At 48.7% G+C, this 26,991-nt stretch carries 29 protein-coding genes; 9 read left to right on the top strand and 20 right to left on the bottom strand.

The annotated features are described in order from the left end of the window. Positions 1 to 16: 16 nt before the first annotated feature. The 4 genes from AB3Y96_RS17250 to exbB all read right to left on the bottom strand — a co-directional run bounded on the left by AB3Y96_RS17250 (position 17) and on the right by exbB (position 3,075). Positions 17 to 799, bottom strand: a complete 783-nt coding sequence (locus AB3Y96_RS17250) for a TonB family protein (RefSeq protein WP_367299805.1) — start codon at positions 797 to 799, stop codon at positions 17 to 19. A gap of 11 nt (positions 800 to 810) precedes the next feature. Next, a complete protein-coding gene (locus AB3Y96_RS17245; RefSeq protein ID WP_367299804.1) occupies positions 811 to 1,692 on the bottom strand; it encodes a ChaN family lipoprotein in 882 nt (293 codons plus the stop codon). A 77-nt stretch (positions 1,693 to 1,769) separates the two neighbouring features. After that, a complete protein-coding gene (gene exbD / locus AB3Y96_RS17240) occupies positions 1,770 to 2,204 on the bottom strand; it encodes a TonB system transport protein ExbD (RefSeq protein ID WP_367299803.1) in 435 nt (144 codons plus the stop codon). Positions 2,205 to 2,208: 4 nt separating this feature from the next. Next, positions 2,209 to 3,075 (bottom strand): tonB-system energizer ExbB, encoded by an 867-nt coding sequence (gene exbB / locus AB3Y96_RS17235; protein ID WP_367299802.1) that lies wholly within the window; start codon positions 3,073 to 3,075, stop codon positions 2,209 to 2,211. Positions 3,076 to 3,549: 474 nt separating this feature from the next. Here exbB and yddG point away from each other — a divergent pair, with 474 nt between their 5' ends. After that, positions 3,550 to 4,461, top strand: a complete 912-nt coding sequence (yddG, locus tag AB3Y96_RS17230) for an aromatic amino acid DMT transporter YddG (protein WP_367299801.1) — start codon at positions 3,550 to 3,552, stop codon at positions 4,459 to 4,461. Between the two features lie 66 nt (positions 4,462 to 4,527). Here yddG and AB3Y96_RS17225 read toward each other — a convergent pair whose 3' ends face one another. The 12 genes from AB3Y96_RS17225 to AB3Y96_RS17170 form a co-directional block, all read right to left on the bottom strand. Then, a complete protein-coding gene (locus tag AB3Y96_RS17225; protein WP_025800105.1) occupies positions 4,528 to 5,040 on the bottom strand; it encodes a 4-hydroxyphenylacetate 3-monooxygenase reductase subunit in 513 nt (170 codons plus the stop codon). A 19-nt stretch (positions 5,041 to 5,059) separates the two neighbouring features. Then, a complete protein-coding gene (gene hpaB / locus AB3Y96_RS17220; RefSeq protein ID WP_367299800.1) occupies positions 5,060 to 6,622 on the bottom strand; it encodes a 4-hydroxyphenylacetate 3-monooxygenase, oxygenase component in 1,563 nt (520 codons plus the stop codon). Positions 6,623 to 6,831: 209 nt separating this feature from the next. Then, the gene (hpaA, locus tag AB3Y96_RS17215) at positions 6,832 to 7,719 is read right to left on the bottom strand and encodes a 4-hydroxyphenylacetate catabolism regulatory protein HpaA (protein WP_046458316.1); all 888 of its coding nucleotides are present in this window, start codon (positions 7,717 to 7,719) and stop codon (positions 6,832 to 6,834) included. Positions 7,720 to 7,933: 214 nt separating this feature from the next. Beyond that, positions 7,934 to 9,310: a 4-hydroxyphenylacetate permease gene (gene hpaX, locus AB3Y96_RS17210; protein WP_072308319.1), complete on the bottom strand. Its 1,377-nt coding sequence runs from the start codon at positions 9,308 to 9,310 to the stop codon at positions 7,934 to 7,936. A 23-nt stretch (positions 9,311 to 9,333) separates the two neighbouring features. Beyond that, entirely contained in the window at positions 9,334 to 10,137 is an 804-nt protein-coding gene (hpaI, locus tag AB3Y96_RS17205; RefSeq protein ID WP_367299799.1) for a 4-hydroxy-2-oxoheptanedioate aldolase, read from the bottom strand. A gap of 10 nt (positions 10,138 to 10,147) precedes the next feature. Further along, a complete protein-coding gene (gene hpaH, locus AB3Y96_RS17200; protein WP_072308360.1) occupies positions 10,148 to 10,951 on the bottom strand; it encodes a 2-oxo-hept-4-ene-1,7-dioate hydratase in 804 nt (267 codons plus the stop codon). A gap of 25 nt (positions 10,952 to 10,976) precedes the next feature. Further along, positions 10,977 to 12,455 (bottom strand): NAD-dependent succinate-semialdehyde dehydrogenase, encoded by a 1,479-nt coding sequence (locus AB3Y96_RS17195; protein ID WP_367299798.1) that lies wholly within the window; start codon positions 12,453 to 12,455, stop codon positions 10,977 to 10,979. A 76-nt stretch (positions 12,456 to 12,531) separates the two neighbouring features. After that, the gene (locus tag AB3Y96_RS17190) at positions 12,532 to 12,915 is read right to left on the bottom strand and encodes a 5-carboxymethyl-2-hydroxymuconate Delta-isomerase (RefSeq protein WP_367299797.1); all 384 of its coding nucleotides are present in this window, start codon (positions 12,913 to 12,915) and stop codon (positions 12,532 to 12,534) included. A gap of 9 nt (positions 12,916 to 12,924) precedes the next feature. Continuing rightward, positions 12,925 to 13,782 carry a 3,4-dihydroxyphenylacetate 2,3-dioxygenase gene (hpaD, locus tag AB3Y96_RS17185; protein ID WP_367299796.1) on the bottom strand — a complete coding sequence of 286 codons (858 nt, stop codon included), beginning with the start codon at positions 13,780 to 13,782 and terminating at the stop codon, positions 12,925 to 12,927. A gap of 63 nt (positions 13,783 to 13,845) precedes the next feature. After that, on the bottom strand, positions 13,846 to 15,312 hold the full coding sequence (hpaE, locus tag AB3Y96_RS17180; RefSeq protein ID WP_072308324.1) for a 5-carboxymethyl-2-hydroxymuconate semialdehyde dehydrogenase: 1,467 nt from the start codon (positions 15,310 to 15,312) through the stop codon (positions 13,846 to 13,848). Beyond that, on the bottom strand, positions 15,309 to 16,073 hold the full coding sequence (locus AB3Y96_RS17175; protein WP_367299795.1) for a fumarylacetoacetate hydrolase family protein: 765 nt from the start codon (positions 16,071 to 16,073) through the stop codon (positions 15,309 to 15,311). The genes hpaE and AB3Y96_RS17175 overlap by 4 nt, the downstream gene beginning before the upstream one ends. Further along, complete coding sequence (locus tag AB3Y96_RS17170) at positions 16,070 to 16,714, bottom strand: fumarylacetoacetate hydrolase family protein (protein ID WP_367299794.1); 645 nt, start codon at positions 16,712 to 16,714, stop codon at positions 16,070 to 16,072. The genes AB3Y96_RS17175 and AB3Y96_RS17170 overlap by 4 nt, the downstream gene beginning before the upstream one ends. 353 nt (positions 16,715 to 17,067) lie before the next feature. Here AB3Y96_RS17170 and hpaR point away from each other — a divergent pair, with 353 nt between their 5' ends. The 5 genes from hpaR (at position 17,068) to yjjG (ending at position 21,193) form a co-directional block, all read left to right on the top strand. Next, positions 17,068 to 17,511, top strand: a complete 444-nt coding sequence (hpaR, locus tag AB3Y96_RS17165) for a homoprotocatechuate degradation operon regulator HpaR (protein ID WP_072308327.1) — start codon at positions 17,068 to 17,070, stop codon at positions 17,509 to 17,511. Between the two features lie 287 nt (positions 17,512 to 17,798). Then, positions 17,799 to 18,437 carry a hypothetical protein gene (locus tag AB3Y96_RS17160; protein ID WP_367299793.1) on the top strand — a complete coding sequence of 213 codons (639 nt, stop codon included), beginning with the start codon at positions 17,799 to 17,801 and terminating at the stop codon, positions 18,435 to 18,437. Positions 18,438 to 18,896: 459 nt separating this feature from the next. After that, positions 18,897 to 19,109 (top strand): RNA chaperone/antiterminator CspA, encoded by a 213-nt coding sequence (gene cspA, locus AB3Y96_RS17155; RefSeq protein ID WP_004095506.1) that lies wholly within the window; start codon positions 18,897 to 18,899, stop codon positions 19,107 to 19,109. A gap of 311 nt (positions 19,110 to 19,420) precedes the next feature. After that, positions 19,421 to 20,365, top strand: coding sequence for a kdo(2)-lipid IV(A) palmitoleoyltransferase (gene lpxP / locus AB3Y96_RS17150; RefSeq protein WP_072308329.1), 945 nt, complete (start codon positions 19,421 to 19,423; stop codon positions 20,363 to 20,365). 153 nt (positions 20,366 to 20,518) lie between these two features. Beyond that, the gene (gene yjjG, locus AB3Y96_RS17145; RefSeq protein WP_072308330.1) at positions 20,519 to 21,193 is read left to right on the top strand and encodes a pyrimidine 5'-nucleotidase; all 675 of its coding nucleotides are present in this window, start codon (positions 20,519 to 20,521) and stop codon (positions 21,191 to 21,193) included. A gap of 496 nt (positions 21,194 to 21,689) precedes the next feature. On the opposite strand, the gene nqrE is transcribed toward yjjG, so the two are convergent. The 3 genes from nqrE to AB3Y96_RS17130 all read right to left on the bottom strand — a co-directional run bounded on the left by nqrE (position 21,690) and on the right by AB3Y96_RS17130 (position 23,140). Beyond that, the gene (nqrE, locus tag AB3Y96_RS17140; protein WP_025800077.1) at positions 21,690 to 22,289 is read right to left on the bottom strand and encodes an NADH:ubiquinone reductase (Na(+)-transporting) subunit E; all 600 of its coding nucleotides are present in this window, start codon (positions 22,287 to 22,289) and stop codon (positions 21,690 to 21,692) included. Positions 22,290 to 22,447: 158 nt separating this feature from the next. Further along, on the bottom strand, positions 22,448 to 22,873 hold the full coding sequence (locus AB3Y96_RS17135) for a GNAT family N-acetyltransferase (RefSeq protein ID WP_072308332.1): 426 nt from the start codon (positions 22,871 to 22,873) through the stop codon (positions 22,448 to 22,450). A 63-nt stretch (positions 22,874 to 22,936) separates the two neighbouring features. Then, positions 22,937 to 23,140, bottom strand: a complete 204-nt coding sequence (locus AB3Y96_RS17130) for a hypothetical protein (RefSeq protein WP_004095514.1) — start codon at positions 23,138 to 23,140, stop codon at positions 22,937 to 22,939. A gap of 298 nt (positions 23,141 to 23,438) precedes the next feature. Here AB3Y96_RS17130 and AB3Y96_RS17125 point away from each other — a divergent pair, with 298 nt between their 5' ends. The 3 genes from AB3Y96_RS17125 to AB3Y96_RS17115 all read left to right on the top strand — a co-directional run bounded on the left by AB3Y96_RS17125 (position 23,439) and on the right by AB3Y96_RS17115 (position 24,862). Then, entirely contained in the window at positions 23,439 to 23,765 is a 327-nt protein-coding gene (locus AB3Y96_RS17125; RefSeq protein WP_072308333.1) for a DUF2623 family protein, read from the top strand. A 193-nt stretch (positions 23,766 to 23,958) separates the two neighbouring features. After that, positions 23,959 to 24,387, top strand: coding sequence for a molybdopterin-binding protein (locus AB3Y96_RS17120; RefSeq protein ID WP_367299792.1), 429 nt, complete (start codon positions 23,959 to 23,961; stop codon positions 24,385 to 24,387). Positions 24,388 to 24,391: 4 nt separating this feature from the next. Continuing rightward, positions 24,392 to 24,862, top strand: coding sequence for a GNAT family N-acetyltransferase (locus AB3Y96_RS17115; protein WP_072308335.1), 471 nt, complete (start codon positions 24,392 to 24,394; stop codon positions 24,860 to 24,862). Between the two features lie 77 nt (positions 24,863 to 24,939). On the opposite strand, the gene AB3Y96_RS17110 is transcribed toward AB3Y96_RS17115, so the two are convergent. Next, positions 24,940 to 26,301 (bottom strand): APC family permease, encoded by a 1,362-nt coding sequence (locus tag AB3Y96_RS17110; protein WP_367299791.1) that lies wholly within the window; start codon positions 26,299 to 26,301, stop codon positions 24,940 to 24,942. Positions 26,302 to 26,991 lie beyond the last annotated feature (690 nt).

Raw genomic sequence — 26,991 nt, 5'->3', positions numbered from 1 at the left:
CACAAGCTGGGTTAACTTACTGCTGTTTTAATTCTGCTAAATCAAAGTTGATCGGCATTTTTACGCTATAAAGCCCGCCGTTTAATATTTCCGTCGGTGGTTTTGGCAGCGGTTGGGCGCGCTCTAAAACCTCCACCGCCTCGCGATCCAACGAAATGGTGCCGGATGAGGTATAAAGCTGATTACCCTGCACGAAACCTGCCGCATTCACGGTGAACGTCACCACGGCGAGGCCCGTACGGGCGCGTCGACGGGCATCAAGGGGATACTTTTTGTATCGGTTTAGATGACCCTTAACCAAGCTTTCCCACGATACTTTCTCGCTATTACGCTTGGTGGCATCGCTGTTGAACGGTGCCGCAATGTTTGGCGATAGCGTATTAGCCTGAGGTGCTGCATTGCTGGCTATGGCGGCATGGCTGGCATCGCTGGTTTGATCTTTAATCTTATTTACCGGGCGTGGTTTTTTCTTCTCTCCGTCAGCCGACTTCTTCTGCTTCGCCACCTCAATGACGGCTTGTTTGGCTACCACCATCTTTGGCTGCGCTTTATTCTTAACCTGTTGTTTTTCCTCTGCCGCCGCTGACTGCTGTTGAGCAATGCCAATCGGTAACGGCGTGGGTGAAGCAGGCGCTTGGATAGTTTCAGCCCATTGCAGCATCACCGCTGGAGGGGGCTCATAGGGCGGTTTAGCGTCAGACGAACGCCAAACCAGTGCCGCTAGACATGTGCCATGAACCGCCAGCGCGAAGATAAACCAGCGGCCCCATTTGGGCCGTGTGTGATAGAGAATATCCATAGTGTTTTGACTTACAGCTCAGGTTTTGGCTGAGGGACGAACCAAACGTAATCGGCCTGCGCCAAGGTAATATTCATACCCGTCTCAGCCAGCATTAAAACGCTCGGGCGCGATGAAGGAGCGAGATCTTGCATATGCAGTGGAACGCCCATGGTTTTCGCCGCGTGGTAGCCACCGGCGATCAGCATGGCCGGCGCAGGGGCTGCAAGTAGCTGCTGCGCCATAAATCGATCGCGCTGCTGTTGAATGGCGATCATCGCTTTTAACTGTGCCGGCTCGATTTTCCCATCATGCATCGTGACGATGGTTTCACGAATCGCGTTTTGTACCTGCGGCGCGGTGGAGATTTTTCCTGCAGGAAGCCGTGGGTTTTTGTATAAAGACTGCACCTGTTCGCGGGAGAGATTCGCCACCAGCAGAGGGTAGGTGGCACGCAGGGTTTGCATCACTACGCCGTGATACATCTCCCACGGCCAGCCTTGTTGCCAGTTTAGCAATGTCTGAATACGACCTTCGCGCACCATCGGATCGTCTTTTAACCATTTTTTGAGCTGATCGACGCGCGGCTGTTGATCGATGGTCAGCATTTCTAGCAGTACGCTGCCCTGTGGGCGCTGCTGAGGAAGATTTTTGATCAACCACATTTCAATTAGGTGATGCTGCGCGTTATCGTGTTTTTCTCCGACGATTAGCCGTGGCTGCGGCGCGATACGCGTGAGTAACTGCTGGCTGGTTAGGGTTTCACCGTTGTGCAAATCGATGATGGTGCCCAAGGTGTTTACATCGTTTAGCGCGGATGCGCGTGATGGTCGAGTCAATGTTGGTTGGCTGCATGCACTGAGTGCTAATGTGGCTAATATAATCAGAGATTTAAGGCTAAATAGTGTGCTCATGTCTTTGGCCTAAAGGCGGCCGTTTGGCCGCTATATCATAAAATGTTTAATAACGAGTAGGGGTAGCTCAACGCAGGTTAAGGCGCGACCGATTCCATACTGACTAATCCCACCTTGAGATAACCCGCCGTGCGCAACGTATCCATCACCGTCATTAGTGTGGCGTAGTCCACCGCTTTGTCTGCTTGCAGAAAAATGGTGGTGTCTTTGTCTGCTTTGGTTTGCTCATTGAGCTGCTCGCTGAGCCGATCGCGGGTGGTTAGCGCATCACCGAGATAAAGCTGTTTATCTGCTTTAATGGTCAGATAGACCGGCTTATCTGGGCGTGGCTGCGGCTGTGCCGAGGATGCCGGTAAGTTCACGCGAATATCGACGGTAGCCAGTGGGGCTGCGACCATAAAGATAATCAGCAAGACCAGCATAACGTCGATGAAAGGCGTGACGTTGATGTCGTGAAGCTCACGGCTTTCAGCGGATTCGCCAGCGGAATAATCATGAATGTGCAGTGCCATACCGCTATCTCACCTGCTTTTGGGGCGCGTTGAGGTCAAGATCGCGGCTTAGCAGCAACAGAATTTGCGCGGCTGCGTCTCCCACCTGTGCGCGATGTTCGTTAATCATGCGGCTGAACAGGTTGTAAATCACCACGGCGGGGATCGCAGCAATCAGCCCCATGGCGGTAGCCAGTAGCGCTTCGGCGATGCCTGGCGCAACGACGGCCAGATTGGTCGTTTGCGAATGTGCAATGCCAATAAAGCTATTCATGATGCCCCAAACGGTGCCGAATAAGCCGATAAACGGTGCCACTGCACCAATAGTAGCGAGATAGCCGTTGCCTTTGGCAAGCTGGCGACCATAGGCCGCAACGCGCCGATCGAGGCGGAAATTGGTTCGGTCTTTAATACCGTTAAGATCGGCTGCGTGGGTTGAAAGCTGTTTTTCATCTTGAGCATCGCGTAATAGGGCGGCGCTTATGCTGTTCTCGGCGAAGGACTGCGATAATTCACAGGCCGTGGATAAAGAATTAGATGGAAACAGTAAGCGATATTCGCGGCGTAATTGCTGTTTAGCGCGCAGCAGCGCAATGCTTTTGGCAAATAAGATGGTCCATGTGATAACGGATATAACGATTAATCCAATCATCACGCTTTTCACCACAATATCAGCCTGCTGATACATGCCGAAAATAGAAAGATCCAGCGATGAAATTCCACCGGTAGACACGTTTTGAACCGTATTTCCCTGCTCGTTAATGAGTGGTTCAGCACTTGCGTATTGGGCTATACCGAAACTGAGTAATAGTGCCAGAGATGGTTTTAGCATCCTGTTGAACTTGCCGTTCAAAAGGGTGAACTGTGCCAAAAAGTTTTCCGCTAATGCCATGCGGAGCCTCCATTTTATTTTTTTCGTTGGATTGAACTGCATTTGTTGCGGACAGGATGCTAGCAAAGATTTAGATCGAATGATACTCATTATCATTCTCATTTGATTAGGTGAGTAATTATTTTTAGAATTAAGAATAAATTTAGGTTAATTAATGATTCTGGCTATTTTGCCTGTTGTTTTAAATTTAATTAGCTATGTGGATATTGTTTTTCGGTGGTTCGTGGTTAGGTCTAACGCAAATTATTGTATTTAACATATTGTGCTAAATACTTTTTTAGAATGAAGTTAGATGATAAATCATCTGATTTTATGTTTGCCAGCGCAGCGCTGTTTATGGCTATCTGGATAATATCCATGATGATGTTGTTGGATTTATCTATCTGAATACGTGAGAATGCTTAACTTGAGCCGCCCAATCAGCGCTATCTTTTTGGGCCAAATTTTTTTCTCTTTTATTCACTGCGAGGCAGCATGGATAGCAGTAGCAGAACAAAAGCAAATGCCTGTGGTATCTTGGCCATCTTGCTTTGGAGCACTATCGTGGGCCTGATTCGTAACGTTAGCGAAGGTGTTGGCCCAGTGGCAGGTGCCGCGTTAATTTATACTGCGGGTTCTGTATTTCTCTTTATTCTGCTGGGTTCTCCCAAGCTACGGGCTTTTAAGCCGGTTTATTTGTTGGCCGGTGGCGCTTTGTTTGCGAGCTATGAAGTTTGCCTCTCTTTGGCATTGGGTTATGCCACCACGCGAGCCCAGTCGATTGAAGTTTCAGTCATTAACTATTTATGGCCGAGTTTTACCGTGTTGCTCTCTTTTTTGTGTAGCGGTGGTCGGTTAAAAATCAGTTTATTGTTGGGCGTGTTGCTGTCGTTATTAGGCGTCACGGTGGTAATAAGCGGCGGTTCATTAGCCTCACTTTCTGGCATGGCGGAGAATATCGTTGCTCATCCGGTTAGCTATGTCTTGGCGTTTGTTGGCGCTATCCTGTGGGCGGTGTATTGCGTTGTGACCAACAAATATGCCAACGGACAAAATGCAGCAGCGCTGTTCTTCGCACTTACCGCCGTCTGTTTGTGGATTAAATGGTTATTAGGCGGGGCTGAGAGTTTTACTATTTCTTTGCATAGCGCATTTTATATTGCCATGGCCGGTGCTGCGATGGGCTTTGGCTATGCGGCGTGGAATATCGGTATGATTCGAGGGGATATTAATCTGTTGGCCACGCTTTCCTATTTTACGCCTATCCTTTCGGCGTTATTTGCGTCGCTGATTTTATCTTCTTTGCTGCCGCCCACTTTCTGGTTAGGTGTTTGCGCAGTCACCGCCGGAGCGATTATTTGTTGGCTGTCGACCAAGCCGAAGCGGGTAAATAAAGCGCTTAAGTAACTGGATAAAAATGGCCAAGCAAACGCGATGTTGCTTGGCCTGATATACAGCGAGCCTATGGCAATTTTATACTGCGACGGCCTCGAGCATCACCGGATGAAAATGGCGCTTGAAGTAAATCAGCCCATGACCCGCTTCACTCAGCGTGATCTGTTTGATCTGCACCAAATACACCAGATGTGTACCAATAGTTTGTACCTGCTCAATTTCGCCTTCGAGACTGGCTAATGTTCCGCGCAGCATCGGTTGGCCGAGAATGCCTTTGGTCCAGATATCCCAGCTAAAGCGTTCTTCCATGCTGGTGCCCGTCATCCCCGCAAAATGTCGCGCCATCAGTTCTTGCTCATGGCTAAGCACATTGACGCAGAGTTTTCCGTTCTCCTGAAACACGGGGTTCATCGCGCTGTTACTGTTGATGCATACCATCAGCGACGGCGGTGTATCTGTTACTGAGCAGACGGCGGTGGCGGTTATCCCACAGCGACCCGCAGGGCCATCGGTGGTTACGATGTTGACCGCGGCCGACAGACTGGACATGGCATCGCGAAAACGTAGACGGTGTTCATTTTCTAAAGACATACTGGCCTCCCGCTACTGATTATTTCAGCAGCTTGTCTAACATATTAATATCGTTGTTATTGTGCAGGTGTGGAACGGTCCAACCGTGCTGGTCATATTCCGACAGACAGCGATCAACCATGGCCATCATGCGATCCATATTGCCGGAGCTTTGTGCCTGACGCAGACATTGCAGACGGATTTCATCTTGGCTGCCTGAGTAGTTGATTTCATAAAGCTCATGACGACCGCCGAACTCACTGCCGATGGCGTCCCACATCAGTTTTAAAATCTTGATGCGCTCAACGTGATCCATACCGTTTGAGCCGCGTACATAGCGGGCGAGGTATTTATCTATCTCTGGATTGTTGAGATCGCGCGCGCTGGACGGCAGATAAATCAGGCCGCTGGTGACGTTGCGCTCGATAATGTTTTTGATTTTGGCATAGGCCATTGGAGCCATGACGCGGTAGGTTTGTAGCGCGGCGTGATCGGGTAAATAAGCGCCGTTCACCCACGGAGTGGCTTCTGAACACATCGAATCGCTCAGCGCCCAAAACATATTGCGCCACGCGACAACTTCACCGAGATCGGCCTGTACGCCACGGAACTCAGAGGTTCCGGTACATTCCAGACTTTTTTTCAACAATGCGGTGATGAAATCGAGTTTAACCGCCAAACGCACACAGGCTTGAAGGGGATACATGCGGGCAAATCCCCCCTCCATTGTCCAGCGGCGACAGCGGTCGAAATCACGATAGATAAGCACGTTTTCCCATGGGATCAGGACCTTATCCATCACCAGAATCGCGTCATTTTCATCGAAGCGGCTGGAGAGCGGATAGTCGTAAGGGGAGCCGGTGGCACCTGCCACCATTTCGTAAGAGGCGCGTGAAATGAGTTTGACGCCGTCGGCGTCCATAGGTGCGACAAACATCAGCGCGAAATCTGGGTTTTCGCCCATGACCTGAGCAGAACCAAAACCGATCATGTTGTAGTGAGTGAGCGCCGAGTTGGTCGCTACCACTTTGGCACCGCTAACGATAATGCCAGCATCAGTTTCTTTTTCGAGTTTGATGTAAACGTCTTTCACTTCGTCAGCGGGTTTGTGGCGATCGATAGGCGGGTTGACGATGGCATGGTTGAAATAGAGCCCCGTTTCCTGAATGCGTTTGTACCAATGGCGGGCGTTGTCTTCGAACTGTCCATAAAATGCAGGATTTGCGCCTAATGCGCTGCCGAATGCGGCTTTGTAATCGGGTGTCCGTCCCATCCAGCCATAGCTCAAGCGTGACCATTCGGCGATAGCATCGCGCTGCTGGCGTAGATCGTCGCTGCTTTTCGCGAAGCGGAAGAATTTGTGGGTATAGCCGCCGCTGCCGGTATCGGTTCCCCAGCACAGTTTGTCCTGCATCTCGGGCTTGTGTAGGGCGTCATACAGATGACCTACCGATGCCGCGGCGTTGCGAAATGCCGGATGAGTGGTGACATCTTTGACTCGCTCGCCGTAGATGTAGATCTCACGGCCATCTTGCAGGCTTTTTAGGTACTCTTCACCGGTTAACGGGCGTTTGGCGTCGGCACGGAAATCTTCAGGTTTCATGTTTACCTCACAGTAGGGTCAGAATCCAAGAACGACCTTCTGAAAGGCGTTCACTGGCTGTTTGTTAATTTATTGTTTTGTTTTTGTTTCTTAATTGAAGCGTTTAAACAGGGTTTCGGGAAGATACTTTTGAGGTAATCACTGGTACTTTTCAGGCGAGAGTGGCGGTTTGTTGGAAGAATGTGATCCAGCACGAATTTTGTACTGGATCAGTGTGAAACGGCGATCTGTTCGGCACGGTAGGCGCTGGGTGAACAGCCCACTAACCGATTAAAAAAACGGGCAAAATAGGCGGGATCTTTGAATCCAAGCTGATAAGCAATTTCACTTACGGCGCTGTCGCTAAACAGCAGCAGGCGCTTGGCCTCACGTAGCTGGCGGTCGAAAATTAAGCGTTTAGGGGGGCGGTTGGCGAAGCGTCGGCAGATGTCTGTCAGCCTCGACTCCGTAATCCCGAGCTTATTGGCATATTCCGGCACTGACCAATGTAGACGGAAATTCTCGTCGATAAGCTGATTAAGACGCTGGAAAACACGCATTTCTCCGCGCATTCCGCTGGAGGATTGTTCGTCGAGCGGAACATTGCGTAACAGTAGGGTGAACACCGCCTGTGCCAAAAGTACTAGCGTATGCTCGCGTCCTCCCAGCTCGCTGGTGGACTCGCGGGCAATCAGTGCCCAGTAGTGGTCTAACGCCGCTAATTCCTGAGGTTTATCGGCCAGTGATAGGCAAATACCTGGCAGATCGAAAGCATCGCGTTTGCCGGGATAGAGCACCTCCAGCAGCGGCCAAATCAGCTCTTGGCGAACGGTGAGCACATGACCGTCGCTGTCTGGCTCGGTGAAAAATGCGTGTGGCACCGAGGGCGGCGTGAGAACAAACAGCGGTGCCTGCACCGAATAGCGGTGGTCGTCGAGTTGTAGCTCAATTTGGCCAGTATTCAGAAAGTGCATTTGGAAAAAACTGTCATGGCGGTGCGGCTTCATATCTCGCCCAAAGAACGCTGCCATGCGGGCGAATGATTGGTAATGCACATCATCAGATCCCTGCGTTTCGTCGTAGTCTTTGCTGATGTCGATGTTGGTTATTTGGCTCATGGCTATTCCTTGATGGCGGAGCAACAGATTTCTCGCCCCTTTTTAACCTCCTCTTGCCATAGGAAGATAGGGGAAGTGCTGATCGATTAAGTGATCGAGATACTCGGGGCTAGTACACCGCGGGGCGCTCCGGCGGCTTACGCCGCTACGACCCCATCGGTGTCCTTCCCCTAATATCAGGCTTAAATGAACGACATTAGATCTGGGGGATATCTTATGGCGTTGCCCGTGGTCGCGAGCCTTTCATCGGGATCAGCCAGATAATGATCGCGCCCACAATCAGCAGCCCTGCGACAAAGTAGAGTCCCGAGTTGAAGTTTCCGGTTTGATCTTTAAGCCAGCCAATCAGCAGCGGGCTCACCGCTGAGCCAATGTTGCCGGTGGCATTGATCACTGCGATCCCAACGGCTCTGGCGCGCAGGCTGATCGACTGATCGGGCGTTGTCCAGAAGATCGCCATCGCACTAAATGAGCCCGTGGAGGCCATGATGATCCCCAATAGCTGGATCATGTTGTGATCGGTGGCTGAAGCCAGTAGCCAACCGACGGCGGCGAACAAAAACGGCAGCGCGGTATGGTGTTTTCGTTCCTGCATGCGGTCGGAGTGTTTGCTCCACCAAATCATTCCCGCGATGGTGCAAAACTGCGGAATAGCGGCGAGTAAACCAATCGTGATATTGCTGCTCGATTGGTTAAAACTCTGCATGATTTGGGGAGTCCAGATGCTAATGGCACTCAGCGTATTGGTGAGACAGAAGTAGGCCAGCGTGTACATCAGCACGATCGGGGTGAAAATTTCACGCCACATGCTTGGCCGCTGTAGGGCATTGTGGCTAAGCGCTCCTTCAGGCTGAACCAGCTGCAAATTATCACTGTCCATCATCTCTTGCAGGCAGTCTTTATCTTCCTGAGTTAACCATTTGGCTTTCGACGGCTTATCGTCAAGGTAGTACCAAACGATGATGCCTAATAGCACCGAGGGGAAACCCTCCAGCAGGAATAGCCATTGCCAGCCTTTCAGGCTCAGAATGCCGTCGAGCGACAAAATATAGCCGGAAACCAGCGAGCCGAGCGCGGTGGTCACAGGCATAGCTATCATAAACAGCGCATTGGCTCTGGCACGGAAATAGGCAGGGAACCAGTAGGTGAGGTAAACCAAGATCCCAGGCAGGAAGCCCGCTTCGGTAATACCTACGATCATACGCAGCACATATAAACTGTGCGGCCCGGTGGCGAACATGGTTGCCGTTGACGCCAGCCCCCACAGCACCATGATCGTTGCGATCCAACGACGTGCGCCGACGATGCCCAGCATAATGTTGCTGGGAATGCCGAAAATCACATAGGTGGCATAGAACAGCGTGGTCGCGAGCCCAAACATGGTGGCGCTAAGGCCGAGATCTTTTCCCATCGTTAAACCGGCAAAACCGATATTGATACGATCGAGAAATGAAAATACAAACAGTACGAATAAAAATACGATCAGACGGCGGAAGAGTTTGTTGATAACCCGCTGCTGCGGTTCTGTAAGGTTTTTATGCCGATGGGCTGGCTCGGCCTCGTTAGATACCGCTGATGTTGAATCGCTCATTTGCCTTTCCCCTCAGAATGAACTCAGTAAACGCCCGCGGAGGTCGGTGGCTCGTTGCTCTTGCCAAAACGTGCCGCCAGATTTTCAGCCGCGCGGGCTAGCAGGGTAGTATCAACGCCAACGGCAACAAACAACGTGCCGAGCTGGAGATAGCGATCGGCAACCTCTGGCGACGCCATCAAGATCCCCGGCGCTTTGCCTGCGGCTTTAATCTGCAAAATCGCGTTTTCAATCGCGCTTTTGACCTCTGGGTGTTGAGGATTGCCCGCATATCCCATATCGGCGCTTAGATCGGCAGGGCCGATGAATACGCCGTCGATGCCTTCAATATCCAGAATATGTGGCAGGTTGCGTAGGGCTTCGCGCGTTTCGATTTGCACCAAAACGCAGATCTGTTCATTCGCCTGCTGTAGGTAGTCAGGAATACGATTCCAACGTGATGCGCGCGCTAGCGCGCTGCCAACGCCGCGGATCCCCTGCGGCGGATAGCGGGTGGCGCGTACCGCCGCCAGCGCTTCGTCGGCATTTTGTATCATCGGGATCAGCAAGGTTTGTGCGCCAATGTCGAGCAGCTGTTTAATTTGTACCGCGTCATTCCATGAAGGGCGTACCACAGGTTGGCTAGGATAAGGTGCAATAGCCTGTAGTTGGGTAAGCACGGTTTGTATGTTATTAGGCGCGTGCTCTCCGTCGATCAGTAGCCAGTCAAAACCGGCACCGGCTAAAAGTTCTGCGCTGTAGCTGCTGCACAGACCAAGCCATAAGCCAATCTGTGGGCGCCCTTCTTTGAGGGCCTGCTTAAAGCTGTTATGTAGGGTCGAGGACATGAGGTTTTCCTTATACGAAGCGGCAGCTAATGCAGCCCATGTTGCCGTAATCCACGTGGAAGGTGTCGCCGCGTCGGGCAGGCACAGGGCGGGTAAATGAGCCACCGAGAATGATTTGCCCGGCTTCTAGCTGCACATCGTGAGCGGCAAGCTTATTGGCTAACCATGCGACGCCGTTGGCCGGATGATTGAGCACGGCGGCAGCAACGCCCGATTCTTCAATCACGCCGTTGCGATACATCAGCGCGCTGATCCAGCGCAGATCTAATGCATCGGGTTTGATGGGGCGACCACCTAAAATCACGCCCGCGTTGGCGGCGTTATCCGAAATGGTGTCGAACACTTTGCGTGGGCGTTGGCTATCTGGGTCGATGTTGTGGCAGCGGGCGTCAATGAGCTCAAGCGCGGGGATCACGTAATCCGTTGCGTTATACACATCAAACAGCGTGCAGTTTGGCCCACGTAAAGGCTTCGCCAGAACGAAGGCCAGCTCGACCTCAATGCGCGGCACGATAAATTTATCGATGGGAATGTCGCTTCCGTCTTGAAAAAACATGTCATCAAGCAGTGCGCCGTAATCGGGTTCACTGATCTGCGAGCTGGCCTGCATGGCTTTTGACGTTAAACCTATCTTGTGGCCTTTGAGTACGCGGCCTGCGTTGATTTTGAGATCGACCCACTGACGCTGGATCGCGTAGGCGTCATCAATGGTGATCTGCGGGTGATCGAGTGATATCTGGCGGATCTGCTCACGGCTTTGCTCAGCCTGATGCAAGCGGTGGGCGATCTGGCTTATTGTTTCTTTCGTTAACATTGCGTTATTTGCCGTCATAGGCACCTCAGTTGTTCTCAATTCCGCCAAAGCAGAGATATTTCACTTCCAGATAATCTTCGATTCCGTAGCGCGAACCTTCACGCCCCAAACCCGATTGTTTAATCCCGCCAAACGGCGCGACTTCGTTTGAAATCAGCCCTTCATTGATGCCAACCATTCCGCTTTCTAGCGCTTCGGCCACGCGATAAATACGGCCAATATCGCGTGAGTAGAAGTAGGCGGCGAGGCCTGATTCAGTTTGATTCGCCAAGCGAATGGCTTCGGCTTCGTCACGAAAACGAAAGAGGGGAGCCACCGGACCGAAGGTTTCTTCATGCGCAATGCGCATGGATTCAGTGACATGGCTCATGACGGTGGGCTGGAAAAAGAGCCCACCCAGCGCGTGTTTTTCTCCGCCGGTAAGAATGTGTGCACCGAGTGAAACCGCGTCGCTGATGTGTGCCTGTACCTTTTCAATCGCCGCTTGATTAATTAAAGGGCCTTGTTGGGAAGCGGGTTCAATCGCAGGGCCAACGCGCAGTTCGCTAACGGCGCGGGTTAAACGCTGGGCAAATTCATCGTAGATGCCGTCTTGCACTAGAATGCGGTTGGCGCACACGCAGGTTTGCCCGCTGTTGCGAAATTTAGCAGCCAATGCGCCTTGGACAGCCGCATCAAGATCTGCGTCGTCAAAAACGATGAACGGCGCGTTGCCTCCGAGCTCTAGCGAGAGCTTTTTCACCGTGGCGGCGCTTTGCTGCATCAGCAGCTTTCCAATGCGCGTGGAGCCGGTAAATGAGAGCTTCCGTACGATTGAGCTTTGCGTTAATACGTTGCCAATCGCCGCCGCATCGGTGCCGGTGACGATGTTAAACACACCGGCGGGAATCCCTGCTTCGTGTGCCAGAGCGGCAAGGGCCAGCGCCGAGAGCGGCGTTTCCGGCGCGGGTTTTAATACCACGGTGCAACCAGCGGCCAGCGCTGGCGCAACTTTGCGGGTAATCATGGCGTTGGGGAAATTCCACGGCGTAATAGCGGCAACGACGCCGACGGGCTGCTTGATGGTGCTGATGCGCCGACCGGGTAGGGGAGAGGGAATAGTTTCGCCATAAACGCGTTTCCCCTCTTCGGCAAACCATTCGATAAAGCTAGCACCGTAGGCAATTTCGCCCATCGCCTCGGACTGTGGCTTACCCTGCTCTAAGCTGAGTAATTCGGCCAGTTCGGCCTGATTTTGCATAATCAACTGAAACCAGCGTTGCAGCGTTTGGCTGCGTTGTTTTGCCGTTTGCTTGCGCCATGCCGGCAGTGCGTCGGCGGCTGCACGAATGGCTGCTTCAGTTTCATGCGCGGATAGATCGCTGACTTCGGCAATGGTCTCGCCGTTTGCCGGATTGGTGACCGCAAAAGTGCGGCCATCGGTGGCGCTTTGCCAGTGGCCATTAATGTAAGCCTGATGGCGAAGTAGCCCACGCGATGAGTGGGTGGTGAAAGGCGATGTCATGATGGATCCTTGTTATTTTTATGATGTTGGCCGCTGACGCTTTCCCTCTCGTTGCATGCGAGAGGGCGATTTATAGCTAAGACTTGAACAGGGCATGCACGTTGTTTTGTTTGTAATTAAGCTGCGGGTGGAGCTCTTCGATTTCGAAAGAGAGCGCCAGATAGCGGCTTGCCATCAGCGTGGCGAAGTGGGTTTTGATCAGTTCAAACAGCATTTCACCGACCTGTTGGCGGCTTTCTAAACTGCGTCCTGAGCCAATCTTTAGCGTCATGTGCACGAAGGCATAGTCGTGCTTTCCGTCTGCCATTTGCCATGTGTCTAGCCAGATGGCGCGGCTGCGGATCCCGCCGATAGGGAAAATAGCGGTGGCGGCAAGCGCGGCGTTAACCTTGGCAAATAACGCGGGGAGGTCAGCCTGTTCACGGATGTTGTCGGTGCATTCAGCGTAGAAATGTGGCATGGCGTGGCCTCAAGCGTGTTCTGGCAGGGGGAAAACGGCGTTGACCTGCCCGGTTCCCGAACTGGCAAAGAGATCGGTAATAAACTCCACTTTGCCGTCGTATTTGTCCCAACCGAGTATGCCGAGCAGCATAACGGTGTCGTGCATGTTGCCTTCGCCGTAGCAGTAGTCGGCATATTCCGGCAGCATGTCGCAGAACTCTTTGAATTTTCCTTCACGCCATAACTTGACCACGCGTTCATCCATTTGGTGATCGAATTCACGGGTGTAGCTGTTCATGCCTTGTTCGGCGCGCTGATCGTCAATAAAACGATGGGAAAGTGAGCCGCTGGCGAGAACCGCTACGGTGCCATCGTATTGTTCGATCGCTTTTAGAATGGCCTCACCTAGCTTGCGGCTGTCTTCAAAGGCGTGAACGGTGCAAAACGCCGAGATAGAAATTACCTTGAAGTGTTGGTCGCTGTTCATATAACGCATTGGAACCAGCGTGCCGTATTCGAGCGATAGGCTAGGGATATTGTGAGCCTGAGCGCGAACGCCCAGCGCGCAGGCTTCTTTGGCGATAAGCTGCCCGAGTTCAGGATTACCGTTGTATTCATAGGTCATATCACGAATGAAATGCGGCAGTTCATGGCTGGTGTAAGTGCCGGCAAAATGATCTGCGCAGTTAATGTGATAGGCGCTGTTCACGAGCCAGTGGGTGTCGAACACGATAATGGTGTCTACGCCCATTTCCCGACAGCGCTTGCCAATCTCTTTATGTCCATCAATGGCGGCTTGACGACAACCATGGTTTTTGCCCGGTAACTCAGACAGATACATGGATGGAACATGCGTGATTTTGGCCGCTAAGGCTAACTTTCCCATATTTCCTCGCTTCTCGTTTTAATACATTGCGGAGGCCCCAGCGTGAGCGCTGGGGAATTGGTGCTAGACGCCCCATTTAGGGATGGGGTGATCGCCCATCGAGATACAGACGTTTTTCATTTCAGCAAAGACTTCAAAGCTGTATTCTCCGCCTTCGCGTCCGGTCCCAGAGGCTTTGACGCCGCCAAACGGTTGGCGCAGATCGCGTACGTTCTGCGTGTTAACAAACACCATGCCGGCTTCGATGCTGCGCGCCAGTCGCAGCACTTTGCTGACGTCCTGTGTCCAGATGTAGGAGGCCAATCCGTATTCCACGTCGTTGGCCAAACGCAGGCCTTCGGCTTCATCTTTGAAGGGCATCAGGCAGGCCACGGGGCCAAATATTTCTTCCTGTGCCACGCGCATACGGTTATCGACATCAGCCAGTACGGTTGGGCGTAAGAAATTGCCATTTTTAAGCGAGGCGGGTAGATCGCTCGGCTTATCTGGGCCGCCGGCAAGCAGCGTGGCGCCTTCTTCAATGCCTAAGCGGATATAGCCGGAGACTTTTTCCCAATGCTGGCGGCTGATGAGCGCGCCAACCTGAGTATTAGGATCTTGTGGATCGCCAACGCGTAGGCGGTTAGCGCGTTCGGCAAAACGTTTAATAAATTCGGGATAGATGCTTTGCTGAATGAAAATGCGTGAGCCCGCGGTGCAGCGTTCGCCGTTAATGGAGAAGATGGTGAATAAAGCCGCATCCAAGGCGCGTTCGATATCGGCATCTTCAAAAATCAGCACCGGTGATTTGCCGCCGAGCTCCATAGAGTATTTCTTCAAGCCCGCATTTTTCATGATGTTGCGACCGGTCGCGGTACCGCCGGTGAAAGAGATTGCGCGTACGTCGTGATGGCGAACTAATGCATCGCCCGCCGTAGCGCCATACCCTTGAACCACGTTTAGCACGCCTGCAGGAATTCCAGCCTCAAGCGCTAATTCGCCTAGGCGATCGGCGGTTAGGGGAGAAAGCTCGGACATTTTCAACACCGCAGTATTGCCAAGTGCTAAGCAGGGCGCGACTTTCCATGTTGCGGTCATAAACGGGACGTTCCACGGCGAAACGAGCGCGCAAACACCGACGGGTTGTACGAGGGTGTAATTGAGCATTTTGTCGTCGACGGGATAGGTTTTGCCGTTCATCTGCTGACAAATTTCAGAGAAAAACTCAAAGTTATGCGAAGCACGCGGGATCAGCACATTTTTCGTTTGATGAATTGGCAGACCGGTATCCGCGGTTTCCATTGCCGCAATTTCTGGGACATTTTCGTCAATCAACTCACCTAAACGACGCATTAAACGCGCACGTTCTTTCATCGGCAGATTGGCCCATTTAGGGAATGCCTCTTTCGCGGCAGCCACGGCAAGATTGATTTCGTCTTCGCTGCCAGAGGCGACTTCCGCTAATACTTCGCCATTAGCCGGATTAGTGGTTTCAAAATACTGTTTGCTGGCAACGTTTTTACCGTTGATCCAATGATTTATTTTTTTCATCGCAGGCTTTCCTCATATTCGGCTTGGCTAATAATGCGGTTCATCAGGCGCCCAACGCCTTCAACCTCAACGATAACTTCATCGCCCGGCACCACATCTGACAGACCTTTTGGCGTGCCGGTGGCGATCATGTCGCCCGGTTGTAACGTCATAAATTCACTTAAATAAGCGATTAGGAGTGGGATATCGAAAACAAGGTCAGCGGTGGTACCGCGCTGGCGTAGCTCACCGTTTACATAGGTGCTGAGCGTTAAATTATGTGGGTCGGGAATGTCTGTTTTATCAACGATCCAAGGGCCGATCGGCGTTAGCGTGTCGCGGCTTTTTACGCGCAGGTTAGGGCGGTAGTAATTTTCTAAATAATCACGAATAGCGTAATCGTTACACACGGTATAACCGCCAACGTAGTCCATGGCTTCATCCGGCGTGACCTGAAATGTAGGCTTGCCAATGACTACCACAAGTTCGGCTTCGTAGTGCATGTACTCAATGTTATCGGGGCGAACCGATATTTGCTGGTGGCCGGTTAAAGAGTTCGGTGCCTTGATAAAAATAAGGGGCTCTTCTGGGGCTTTAAAGGCCAGCTCGGCGGCGTGATCGGCATAGTTCAGGCCTAACGCGAATAGCGTGCCTTCAACGGGGGGCAACCATTGCACGTCATCAGTCAAAATTTTGCTGCCGTTAGGCAAACAGGCACGGTGCTGCTCGTCGATAGTGACGTTAAAATCTTGCCCTTGATGGCGAATGCGAGCGTGTTTCATACGGTTTCTCCCGTCCTTTTGAGCTGTAGGCGTACGCTGTTTTCAAGTGTTGGCAGGCCTGCCGCTTTAATGGTGATGCTGTCGCCTGGCTGGATATCAACGCGTTGCTGGGGAGTTCCTAATAAAATGACATCCCCCGGTTGTAGAGTGGCGAAGTCGCTCAGGGCACTGAGGAGCTCTGCGGCACTGCGGTTCAGGTCTTTGGTTGTCCAGCGGTTGGCTTCTTTCCCATTGATTTCGGTGATGATATCTACGGCATCGACATGGGCTAGCGGGGCTAATTCGCCTAACGGGCAGAAGCCGTCGCGGCATTTGGCTTTGATGGCTGGGCGATAAAAGGACTCTTCCGGCAAACTCACATCGTTAGCCAGCGCATAGCCCGCAATGTAATTTGCGGCATCGGTGGTGGAGACTTTTCGGGCGGTTTTTCCAACGATCAGCGCAATAGTGGCTCCGCTTTGTACTCTTTCACCCTGAGGAACTGGAATTGTATCGCCGCCGTGGATAACGGTATTGCGAGGTTTGATAAACCAAACTGGGGTTTTGGGCGGTGTTTGATAAGGCGGTTGCTGAAATGCATCAAGCCAAGCTTCTGTCTGGCTACGGTGATTGAGCGCAACGGCAAAGATGGTGCCTTTCATGAACGACTCCTTTGAAAATGGTCGTATCGGTACGAGAAAAGGTTTTTATTAATATGTTAATGATCATGTTTTAATCCTTGTTTAACATTTAGGCAATAAAATCAGCCTGAAGTGTGATTTTAGTAACAATGTTTTTACATTTAAATAAATTATTTTCTTTTAAATCATTTTGTTATGTTTTATATGTGTTTTTAAGCTTGTTTATTTGAAACTTAACTGAAACAAATATTTTCTGAATAAATAATTATTTAGTTATTAATGAGTTTCAATTTGATCTCATGATAAGTCCATGTAGAATGCCTAAAATGTACCAAGCTTTATTCTTGGTTGGCTTTTCTTAAGAGTGTGAATCTATGCATGAATCTTTGACTATTGCCCTTCTACAGGCGCGGGAAACCGCGATGGGTTTTTTCCGCCCCATTTTGAAAAGCCATAACCTTACGGAACAGCAATGGCGCATCATTCGAGTATTAGCCGTTGATAATTCCATTGATTTTCATGAGCTTTCTTGCAAAACCTGCATTGTGCGTCCGAGCTTGACCGGTATTTTGACGCGCATGGAAAGAGATGGTCTTATCCTGCGTTTAAAGCCGATAAGCGATCAGCGTAAGCTGTATGTTTCACTCACTCCTGAAGGTAAAAACCTTTATGAGAAAGCACGCTCGCAGGTTGAAGAGGGATATCAGGCGATTGAACGGGCTTTTTCAACGGAAAAGATGGTTCAGCTAACCAGCTTACTGGATGAATTAATTGCATTAGGTGATGCGGCCTTGTGCCAAGGCGAGAGTGAAAAATAGGCTGACATGCCTATGTTTTTTGCGTTTAAAAACTTATTATATTCTATACATAAAGTGCGTATTTTTATTCCCATGTCTAAAATACCATCTGTATTGGCACAGCTAATTGTTTATTCGATGTATTTTAGATGAGCAATTTGTGCTGAATTCATATTGCGATAAATAATGGTAATGTTTATAGGTTAATATTTACACCTAAGCACAAATTGAAAAATGTCACTGACAAAGCATTGTTAAATTGATAGGACTGCAGAATAAATAGATCTTAAAATGCTATGAATATTCCTATGAATATAAATAAAACACTTTCACCTGCTACGGCAGTTCTCGCTATCATTGCTGTTACATTTCCTTTCCTTGCTGTGTTTAAACTTCCCCTAGCTCATGGTGTGGTGGTGCAGGTTATTGAAGATGTGCAATCAGCGTGGTTACTTTTTGGAGCGTTCTTTACATGGTTTTATATGAAACCTTTAACGCTTGCTCCACGGCAAAAAGCCTTCTGGTGCTGGGCTACGGTGTGGTGGGTAGTGCTGTTTGGCCGAGGCATTAGCTGGGGTAGGGATTTTTTCCCAGAGACACCTAAAATTTATTTTAGAATAATTTCCGTCATTTTAATTGGCACTTTATTGCTGATGCTATTATTACCTGCATTACGAAAAGAAATTGCCGAAAGAATAAAACATCAAAGTATTCCATTATGGACTGTATTGTTGATGGTAGTGTGTTTTCTTATTTCAGATACGATTGAGCATCATAGATTATTAGCACCTCTATTTCTTAGAGATAGCCATTACCAGGATTTACTTGAGGAACTTTACGAACTTCCATTTATGCTGTGTTTGTTTGATATATCTCTGGGCATAATGCGTTCGGATAAGAAAATGCTTAACCAAGAAAATATAGCGATGATTGAATCGTATTATTAAAGTCATTTGTACTCTTAAAATAAGTTCTCCATGAATGCACGTTGAAGATCCCCGCGTGCATATTTGCTTATCATAAACCGCTAATTGTGATTGTTAACGATCTTGCGTACAGGTCGAATTATTTTTTCGATACATACTCACGCCAGAAATTATTTCTATGGGTATGATTATTTTTCAAGGAAAAATGTGGTTTTGTTTCGTTGATTTTATTGTCTTTTTTTTCTTTTGAGAAAATTCTTGTGATAGTGCTTGCGTAAAACTACCAAACATGCGTTAATGCTCTCGGTTTGTAATGCAGAACCAGTATGAAAGACATTTTAGTAAAGCAGTTCTTTGTTTAGCGATGTGTATCACTTCGCTCATGAATTTCCTTCTTTAGTGCTCCCGTACGTCCTCTGATAGAACAGACCTTTTTCGCCCGAGAGCGGCGACTCTACTTTAAATATATTAGGAAATATCATGTCTGATAAAATGACTGGCTTAGTAAAATGGTTTGACGCTGGTAAAGGTTTCGGCTTCATCACTCCAGACAACGGCAGCAAAGACATCTTCGTTCACTTCTCTGCAATCCAGAGCACCGCATTCAAAACTCTGGACGAAGGCCAGCGTGTTGAGTTCACTGTTGAAAATGGCCAGAAAGGTCCTTCAGCAGCTAACGTTGTAGCTCTGTAATATTGCTTTTAAGTGACCACCAGAGTTTGCAAATTTGGGTAACCCTAAGTTGCTAAACCGGTAATCATTTAATTAAAACGGGTCCTGTTTATTCAGGACCCGTTTTATTTTGTCTGGTTGTGTATTCTCAACGTTAATATTTGTAAATCTAGTATCATTCTGAAAATTAAGACAGATAAGATAAATCTGCTGTGCGAATAAAATAAAATTTATTAAGTTTTATTTTTGCTGCAACTTAATCAAATGCAGTGAGTCAAACACTATATGTACCGCTATAGATAAATTATTCTTTATGCGATACGCAAACTGCTATGTATAAAGAAAGAAGGTCTATTGTGAAACACTCTGGTTTTTCAACAAGCTTGCTGCACCCGCGCCATTGGCCGCTGTGGTTTGGGCTAGGTTTGTTATATTTATTAGTTCAACTACCTTACCCTATCATTCGCCGTCTTGGCGGAGCGATGGGGCGTATCTCCAAACGTTTCCTAAAACGCCGTGTTACGATTGCACGACGTAATCTCGAACTGTGCTTCCCTGAACTGTTACCTGAAGAGCTAGACGCTCGCGTGACGGATAATTTTACGTCTTTAGGCATCGGGCTGCTAGAAACCGGAATGGCGTGGTTTTGGTCTGATGCGCGCATCAAGAAGTGGTTTGATGTGAGCGGAATTGAGAACCTTAATGCAGCCTTAGCGGAAAACCGTGGCGTGATGGTGATTGGCGTACACTTTATGTCGCTTGAGTTGGGCGGACGCGTAATGGGGCTTTGTCGCCCTATGATGGCAATGTATCGCAAACACAACAATAAAGTGATGGAGTATGTTCAAACCCGTGGACGTTCTCGTTCGAATAAAGCGATGATTGATCGTCGTAATCTGCGTGGTATGGTGCATGCGCTTAAAGCCGGTGAGGCTGTGTGGTTTGCCCCAGACCAAGATTTTGGGCCGAAGGGAAGTTCGTTTGCTCCATTCTTTGCAGTTAAAAAAGCGGCTACCACAAACGGCACCTTTACTATCGCTAAACTGGCTAAGCCTGTTCTACTGACAACGGTGTTGATCCGTAAGCCAGACGGCAGCGGCTATCACCTTATTATTCAGCCCGGCCTGAAAGATTATCCTTACGATAATGAACAGGCAGCCGCTGAATTTATTAATAGCGTGATTGAGAAAGAAATTTTGCGCGCGCCAGAACAATATTTATGGCTGCATCGCCGATTTAAAACACGGCCTGTTGGAGACACTTCTCTCTACGCCTAATTAGCTCATAAATTATTTTAATTAAATACTAAACCCCGAACCATTTCTTAAGCGAATGTTCGGGGTTTGCGCTATTCTAAGCCCCGAATTTTTAAGTCTGATAATTTCAGTGCTTAGTGAGCGAAAAGAAAAATGACGAGAGAGGCGAGTGCCATGAAGTACAGTTGGGTTCTTTTTGATGCTGATGAGACGTTATTCCGTTTTGATGCTTTTCAAGGTTTAAAGCTGATGTTCTCTCGTTTTAACGTTGATTTTACCGATCAGGATTACGCAGAGTATCAGGCGGTTAACCAGCCACTGTGGGTGGATTATCAAGATGGCCGTATCAACGCACAACAGCTACAGATCACGCGTTTCGAGCTTTGGGCTCAACGCTTAGGCGTGACCGCTTGCCAAATCAATAACGCCTTTCTGCAGGCGATGGCTGATATATGCGATGTGCTACCTGGCGCCAGAGAGTTAGTGAATGCGCTGAGCGGTAAGGCCAATATGGGCATTATTACCAATGGTTTTACTCAGCTGCAAACGGTGCGTTTGGAACGAACAGGGATGAAGGATGCATTTTCTACGTTGGTGATCTCTGAGCAAGTTGGGATTGCTAAACCAGACGTTGGGATCTTTGAATATGCGTTCTCACAGATGAATCATCCGCCCAAAGAGCGCATTTTAATGGTGGGTGATAACCCTCACTCAGATATCTTGGGCGGTATCAATGCAGGTATCGATACCTGCTGGCTAAATACAACTGGAGCGGCTTTGCCAGACGGTATTTCGCCAAGCTATCAAGTGAGCTCGTTAAACGAGTTACAGAAAATATTGTTAGCTTAACGCAGCTAAAAAAATCCCCTCAGTTGGTAACACCATTCACTTAAGCGTGATTTTAGGGGAAGTACACCGATGGGGTCGTAGCAGCTTTAGCTGCCGGAGCGCCCCGCGGTGCGCTAGCCCCGTGTATCTCGATCTCTTAAACGAACGGCGTTATCTCAGTTGGGGATTTTTTTGGCTAAGAGTAAATCTAGGAATTCATTTACCAATACATTTTAGTTAGCAAAACGCAGGCGATAACACCGAGCGCGGCTACGCCCCAGCAAAAGCGTAAAACAAGCGTATCGATAGTTGATTTATTGTCTGAGATATAATTTTTTACAGTCGTAGTCATGAGATTTGCCTTGAAATATGAATCGGTATGGATCCTTTTTATACTTCAAAACGGTGTTTCATTGTGACGCTGTTCACGTTACGTTGGATAAATCATACAAATGATGCATTTATAGACAATGGATGCATCATTTCGCACTTATGGCTAATTGAGTTTCTAGGCTGTTTAAAGATTGATGCCGGCAAATGACATAAACCCAAGTGACATTAAACCTGCCGTGCAAAATACTGCACCTAATCCACGCATTCCTTCGGGTATATTTGAGTACTTCATTTTTTCCCGCAGACCCGCCATCGCGACAATCGCAAGTAGCCAGCCAAGCCCACATCCCGTGCCATATACAAATGACTCGGTGAAGTTATATTCGCGCTGAACCATAAATATGGTTGCACCAAATATTGCGCAGTGAATGGTTAAAAGCGGTAGAAACACACCCAGCGAATGGTGTAGTGCAGGTAAGAAGCGATCCAATATCATTTCTAATATTTGCACCAGTGCGGCAAGAACGCCGATAAAGGTAATAAAGTCGAGGAAGCTTAAATCAAGGCCTTCAATTAAAGCGCCGTCTTTGAGTAGATAGTTATAGATGAGATTATTTAACGGTGTAGCAACGGCTAATAATACGGTAACGGTGAGCCCAAGCCCAAATGCCGTTTCGATTTTTTTTGAGACAGCCAAAAACGTACACATGCCTAAGAAGAAATTTAGGGCCATGTTTTCGACAAAGACAGCGCGAAAAAAAATATTTAGGTATTGCTCAAGCATCATGCTTTTCCATAAGCGTCAATCAATTTAATATCCGAAATAATAGATTAACAATCAGGAAAAACCGAGTATTGAGCACGATCAGTTTTCAATCACAAACCATTCATAGAACAGATGTTTATGATGAATTTGTGATTGAAATAGGGTTTAGTGGGAAATTAGATAAGACTCTCGGCGGTGCAGGTCCACGCGCTTGGGTGTTGATCAAAGCCCAAACGTGGGTAATATTCCTGTGCGAGCGGTGCTGCCAGCAGAATAACTTTGCAGTTGGGTTTCAGCTGGCGACACGTCATCTGTATTAATGCCTTACCTACGCCGCTTTTTTGCACCGACTCTGATACCGCCAGATCGGATAAATAGCAGCAGTAGTTGAAATCTGTCACCGAACGAGCGATGCCAATCAGGCGCTCACCAGCCCATGCAGTGACTAAGATATCTGCATGTTCTAACATTCCAGCCAAACATTCAGGGTTATCTAGCGGGCGTCGAGGGCCTAGCGTTGTTTCAGACAACAATTGTGAAAACTGTGCCACAGTGATCGGTTTATTGACGTGATAACACACTTCGGCTGGCGTTGATGACATCTCTGACCTTCCCGTTAGTTTACTAAAACTGTGACGTTATATTATTGATATTAAAATCAAAAATTAACGTTGGCGCTGTGATTTAGCCCATTGCGCTTTCTGCCAATCTTCACAGCAGTCTTTGTCGCAAAAGTTGCCACTTTCAATTTTTTCGTGGCAGTTATAACACATACCGGTAAATGGCATCTGCGTCTTTTGGCGGTTAGCAAGAGCGAGGTCACGCTCTAATTCTTCCAGTGCACTGGCGTTGTCAAACTCATCAGCCATTTTCTTCCCCTATGTAGTCGTGACAAAATTGAGTAATAACAGAATTTCGTGATTACAGAATAGCGTTATGATGCGGTTCTCGAATCAAGCGCGTGATTATACTCGGTTGAACGATGATCGTCATACACTTGAATTGACCCTCATTCGATTCTCAGACTTGTCTTTAGCCTACCTCGCGAAGGGTATACCTTTCATTGATATAATCGTTGTATAATGTTTTATATAACGATTGCTATTTGCTCAACGATAGCAATTTATTGAGGTTATCTCTCATGGTGAATGAGTCGTGGAGGATGATGTGAAAAATCATTTTGGCGAAGGTGTGATGGACGGCGTAAGGGCTTATGAACCTAAATCGGCCAATGAGATGAGCCAGCACTGCTTCGACTATCGGCGTGGTTTCGTTTGTGGATTTGCACACAGCTTTGGCAAACGGGTTGAAAATCGTTATATGGCTGCCTGCCGAGCGGGGGAGTTGGCGCGCGATTACGGACTAGAACGTGATGCCATTGCTGATTTTTTCCACGGCAGCGAAGATCGTGGTTTGCAGGAATATTATTACTCTGGTTATGAACGTTCACGTCGCGCAGACGAAGTCTTCTTTGGTGCTGAAGTGGCTGGCTGAATAGATCGGGTTGGTCTCTGTTGCTGCGATTAACTTCTGTTAGTATTAAGGGTCGGTCTAGATTCGTGAATTTCAAGCAACATCAATGTGAGTTCGTCTTACTAACCTGAATTATCTCCTTGATGTTACGTGAGTTGTTTAGAGTCTGCATCATTGTGTCCTCAATACAGTTTGTTTAATCAAGGAGAGCAAAATGTCTGTTTCAGCACGTAACCAATTGAGTGGCGTCATTTCAGCTGTCGCGGATGGAGCCGTCAATGACGAGGTTGAATTGACCTTAAACGGCGGCTCGAAAATTGTGGCGGTCGTCACTCACGCGAGCAAACAAGCCATGGGGTTAAGCAAAGGCAAAGACGCTGTCGCGTTAATCAAGGCGCCTTGGGTTATTTTGGCTTCAGAGGATTGTGGTTTAGTATTTTCTGCCCGTAATCAATTCGCCGGTGAAGTGAGTGCCTTTCTTAAGGGGGCTGTGAACTCAACGGTGCATGTGAAAACCGATCAGGGGATTGAACTCACTTCCGTTGTTACCAATGAAAGCGCAGAGGAAATGGCGCTAAGCGCCGGCAGTCGCGTAATTGCATTGATTAAAGCCTCCAGCGTTATGCTGGCTACCAAGGCCTAGTCTTATGCCGCAGATTCAATTTCGCCTGTTTGATCATTCTGATGCGCTTGCTTTGCGGCTAGTGTATGAGTCTGCGGTTTCTCAACTCACCGTGGGTGAATATAATCTCGCTCAGCGAACGGCATGGATTGAGGCTAGTGCGGATCCTAATTATTGGCTGGACGTACTTGAGCGTATTCAACCGACCGTAGCCTTAGTTGACGGAGAGATCGCCGGCTATTTCGATTTGCAGCCTGATGGATTAATCGATCATTTCTACGTATCAGCTTCATTTGCGCATCAGGGCATCGCTCGAGCGATGATGGATGAAATACTGCAACGAGCGCAGCTGCGTAGCCTTCCTGAAATTTATGCTTATGTAAGCCTTACTGCCCAGCCTTTCTTCACGCGTTATGGTTTTGAGATTGTTTATTGCCAAAACGTTGAGGTCGGCGGACAGCAGCTTGAGAATGCGCGCATGTGCAGACGGCTTTAGGCGCGTTTGTCGATTGGCTAATAGATATAAAAAAGCCCGTTCAGTGAACGGGCTTTTTAGTTTATCAGGTTGAGTTTTTACTGAGCGATTTCAGCGTCATACTGCGGAGGCGGTTGACGGAAGCGGCGAGTCAGGAAGGTTAAGTAACCCAGACCGATAGCGCCCCAAATCAGACCTAACGTCATAGAGCTCTCTTCCAAGTTTACCCACAGTACACCAACGGTTGCAGCGCCTAATACCGGCAGCAGCAGATAGTTGATGTTGTCTTTCAGCGTACGATTACGTTTTTCACGAATGTAGAACTGAGAGATAACTGACAGGTTCACGAAAGTAAACGCCACCAGAGCACCAAAGTTAATCAGCGCCGTGGCTGTCACCAGATCAAATGATACCGCTGACAAGGCAATGCAACCGACCAACAGCACGTTGAACGCAGGAGTACGCCATTTCGGGTGGATGTATCCGAACAGGCGCTCAGGGAACACGCCATCACGGCCCATAACGTACATCAGGCGAGAAACACCGGCGTGAGCGGCCATACCTGAAGCCAGTACCGTGACGCAGGAGAACACCAGAATGATGGACTGGAAGAACTTGCCTGCTACAAACAGCATGATTTCTGGCTGTGATGCATCTGGGTTAGCGAAGCGTGAGATATCTGGGAAGTACAACTGTAAGAAGTACGACACCACGATAAAGATCACACCGCCAATCAGCGCTGTCAGGAAAATTGCTTTCGGGATAACGCGCCCTGCATCTGGCGTTTCTTCAGACAATGAACTGATACCATCAAAGCCTAAGAACGAGAAGCAGAGTATCGTCGCCCCGGTTATCATTGGCACCACATGCGCATTCTCAGAGATAAATGGACGGCTGCTGATCAGCGTACCGGCACCTTCACCACCGTAAATACCGTGGATAACCAGACCCAAGAAGATAATCATGATAGCAACCTGAATCACCACAATGATGGAGTTCAAGTTTGCAACGAGGTTAATGCCTCGTAGGTTAAATAGGGTCATCAGCGTGACTAAACCACCCACAAAAATCCAAGACGGTACGCCTGGGAAAATTGCTTCAAGGTAAATTTTAGCCAGCAAAATGTTGATCATCGGCATAAACAGATAATCAAGTAGAGAAGACCAACCCACCATAAAACCAACGTGCGGGCTAATCGCCTTCTGCGCGTAGGTATAGGCTGAGCCAGCTGACGGGAAGCGCTTAACCAGCTTTCCGTAACTAACCGCAGTGAACAACACTGCAATCAGTGCAATAGCATAAGATGTGGCAACGTGGCCATCAGTGAGACCGCTAACGATACCAAAGGTATCAAAAATGGTCATCGGCTGCAGATAGGCCAACCCCATCATGACGACTTGTACAAGCGTCAATGTTTTACGGAGTTCGACACGTTTTTGAGGTGCGGTATTAATCGCCATGACGCAGTCCTCCCATGCTCTCGACTTTTTGGTTCGATGTTGCGCAAAGCGGAGAGATCACAGGAAAACTTCGTGTGAAGAGACTACTAATAATTGAATAATATTCGGACAGGGGAGATGTAAAAGAAGCGCGAGCGGAGAAAGAAGCTCCAGCCCCGTAGTCGCTGCTGCTGCAGCGCATGCCAGTGAATCCCGGCGCGAAAGCGAATGATTGCCCCATCTAAGTTTCCTCAGTAGTAGCGCGGCTAAATGTGCCGCTAAATAGCGATTATCATGTCCGGTTTTAAGCCGGCCTCAGTTATAAAACTCATTACCTGATGCAAAAAAATAACCGATGTCATTTTATACATCGGCCATTTGCAGGGCGCGTATTTTGCCCCAAGGGGGACAATCTGACAAGATGTGTAAGCGTACTTGAGGCCTTTCTTTTTTGCTTTTCGTGCTATTTTTTCGTTTTATTTAGCTCCGGCAAAAAACATGCCCAAAAAGCTAACAAATTCACAACCGATTTTGGCCTTAATCGTTCACTGAAGTACTAAATTTCAATCTTAATTCGTGAGTTGAATCATGTATCGCAAATGAGAATAGATATCTGATTTGCTTTTTTTTATCGACTTTGCCTGGGCATGTTTGACGAATTCGAATGTCGTTGCCAAAGTGGGAGTATCCTGTCATCGGTTTAATTGCCCC

The organism is Hafnia alvei (assembly GCF_964063325.1).
Classification (GTDB): Bacteria; Pseudomonadota; Gammaproteobacteria; order Enterobacterales; family Enterobacteriaceae; genus Hafnia; species Hafnia alvei_B.
The sequence above is the reverse complement of the archived record's forward strand: the minus strand, read 5'-3'. Positions and strand labels throughout refer to the sequence as shown.

Coding starts and splice junctions, on each gene's coding strand:
- AB3Y96_RS17110 (WP_367299791.1), bottom strand. CDS start 26,301: ATGGCGATTAATACCGCACCTCAAAAACGTGTCGAACTCCGTAAAACA.
- hpaE (WP_072308324.1), bottom strand. CDS start 15,312: ATGAAAAAAATAAATCATTGGATCAACGGTAAAAACGTTGCCAGCAAA.
- AB3Y96_RS17250 (WP_367299805.1), bottom strand. CDS start 799: ATGGATATTCTCTATCACACACGGCCCAAATGGGGCCGCTGGTTTATC.
- AB3Y96_RS17175 (WP_367299795.1), bottom strand. CDS start 16,073: ATGAAACACGCTCGCATTCGCCATCAAGGGCAAGATTTTAACGTCACT.
- AB3Y96_RS17245 (WP_367299804.1), bottom strand. CDS start 1,692: ATGAGCACACTATTTAGCCTTAAATCTCTGATTATATTAGCCACATTA.
- hpaI (WP_367299799.1), bottom strand. CDS start 10,137: ATGTCCTCGACCCTACATAACAGCTTTAAGCAGGCCCTCAAAGAAGGG.
- hpaA (WP_046458316.1), bottom strand. CDS start 7,719: ATGAGCCAAATAACCAACATCGACATCAGCAAAGACTACGACGAAACG.
- yddG (WP_367299801.1), top strand. CDS start 3,550: ATGGATAGCAGTAGCAGAACAAAAGCAAATGCCTGTGGTATCTTGGCC.
- AB3Y96_RS17190 (WP_367299797.1), bottom strand. CDS start 12,915: ATGCCACATTTCTACGCTGAATGCACCGACAACATCCGTGAACAGGCT.
- AB3Y96_RS17170 (WP_367299794.1), bottom strand. CDS start 16,714: ATGAAAGGCACCATCTTTGCCGTTGCGCTCAATCACCGTAGCCAGACA.
- AB3Y96_RS17130 (WP_004095514.1), bottom strand. CDS start 23,140: ATGGCTGATGAGTTTGACAACGCCAGTGCACTGGAAGAATTAGAGCGT.
- hpaX (WP_072308319.1), bottom strand. CDS start 9,310: ATGAGCGATTCAACATCAGCGGTATCTAACGAGGCCGAGCCAGCCCAT.
- AB3Y96_RS17195 (WP_367299798.1), bottom strand. CDS start 12,455: ATGACATCGCCTTTCACCACCCACTCATCGCGTGGGCTACTTCGCCAT.
- hpaB (WP_367299800.1), bottom strand. CDS start 6,622: ATGAAACCTGAAGATTTCCGTGCCGACGCCAAACGCCCGTTAACCGGT.
- AB3Y96_RS17135 (WP_072308332.1), bottom strand. CDS start 22,873: ATGTCATCAACGCCAGCCGAAGTGTGTTATCACGTCAATAAACCGATC.
- nqrE (WP_025800077.1), bottom strand. CDS start 22,289: ATGCTTGAGCAATACCTAAATATTTTTTTTCGCGCTGTCTTTGTCGAA.
- exbB (WP_367299802.1), bottom strand. CDS start 3,075: ATGGCATTAGCGGAAAACTTTTTGGCACAGTTCACCCTTTTGAACGGC.
- AB3Y96_RS17115 (WP_072308335.1), top strand. CDS start 24,392: ATGCCGCAGATTCAATTTCGCCTGTTTGATCATTCTGATGCGCTTGCT.
- hpaD (WP_367299796.1), bottom strand. CDS start 13,782: ATGGGAAAGTTAGCCTTAGCGGCCAAAATCACGCATGTTCCATCCATG.
- yjjG (WP_072308330.1), top strand. CDS start 20,519: ATGAAGTACAGTTGGGTTCTTTTTGATGCTGATGAGACGTTATTCCGT.
- exbD (WP_367299803.1), bottom strand. CDS start 2,204: ATGGCACTGCACATTCATGATTATTCCGCTGGCGAATCCGCTGAAAGC.
- AB3Y96_RS17120 (WP_367299792.1), top strand. CDS start 23,959: ATGTCTGTTTCAGCACGTAACCAATTGAGTGGCGTCATTTCAGCTGTC.
- hpaH (WP_072308360.1), bottom strand. CDS start 10,951: ATGTTAACGAAAGAAACAATAAGCCAGATCGCCCACCGCTTGCATCAG.
- AB3Y96_RS17225 (WP_025800105.1), bottom strand. CDS start 5,040: ATGTCTTTAGAAAATGAACACCGTCTACGTTTTCGCGATGCCATGTCC.
- lpxP (WP_072308329.1), top strand. CDS start 19,421: ATGTATAAAGAAAGAAGGTCTATTGTGAAACACTCTGGTTTTTCAACA.
- hpaR (WP_072308327.1), top strand. CDS start 17,068: ATGCATGAATCTTTGACTATTGCCCTTCTACAGGCGCGGGAAACCGCG.
- cspA (WP_004095506.1), top strand. CDS start 18,897: ATGTCTGATAAAATGACTGGCTTAGTAAAATGGTTTGACGCTGGTAAA.
- AB3Y96_RS17160 (WP_367299793.1), top strand. CDS start 17,799: ATGAATATAAATAAAACACTTTCACCTGCTACGGCAGTTCTCGCTATC.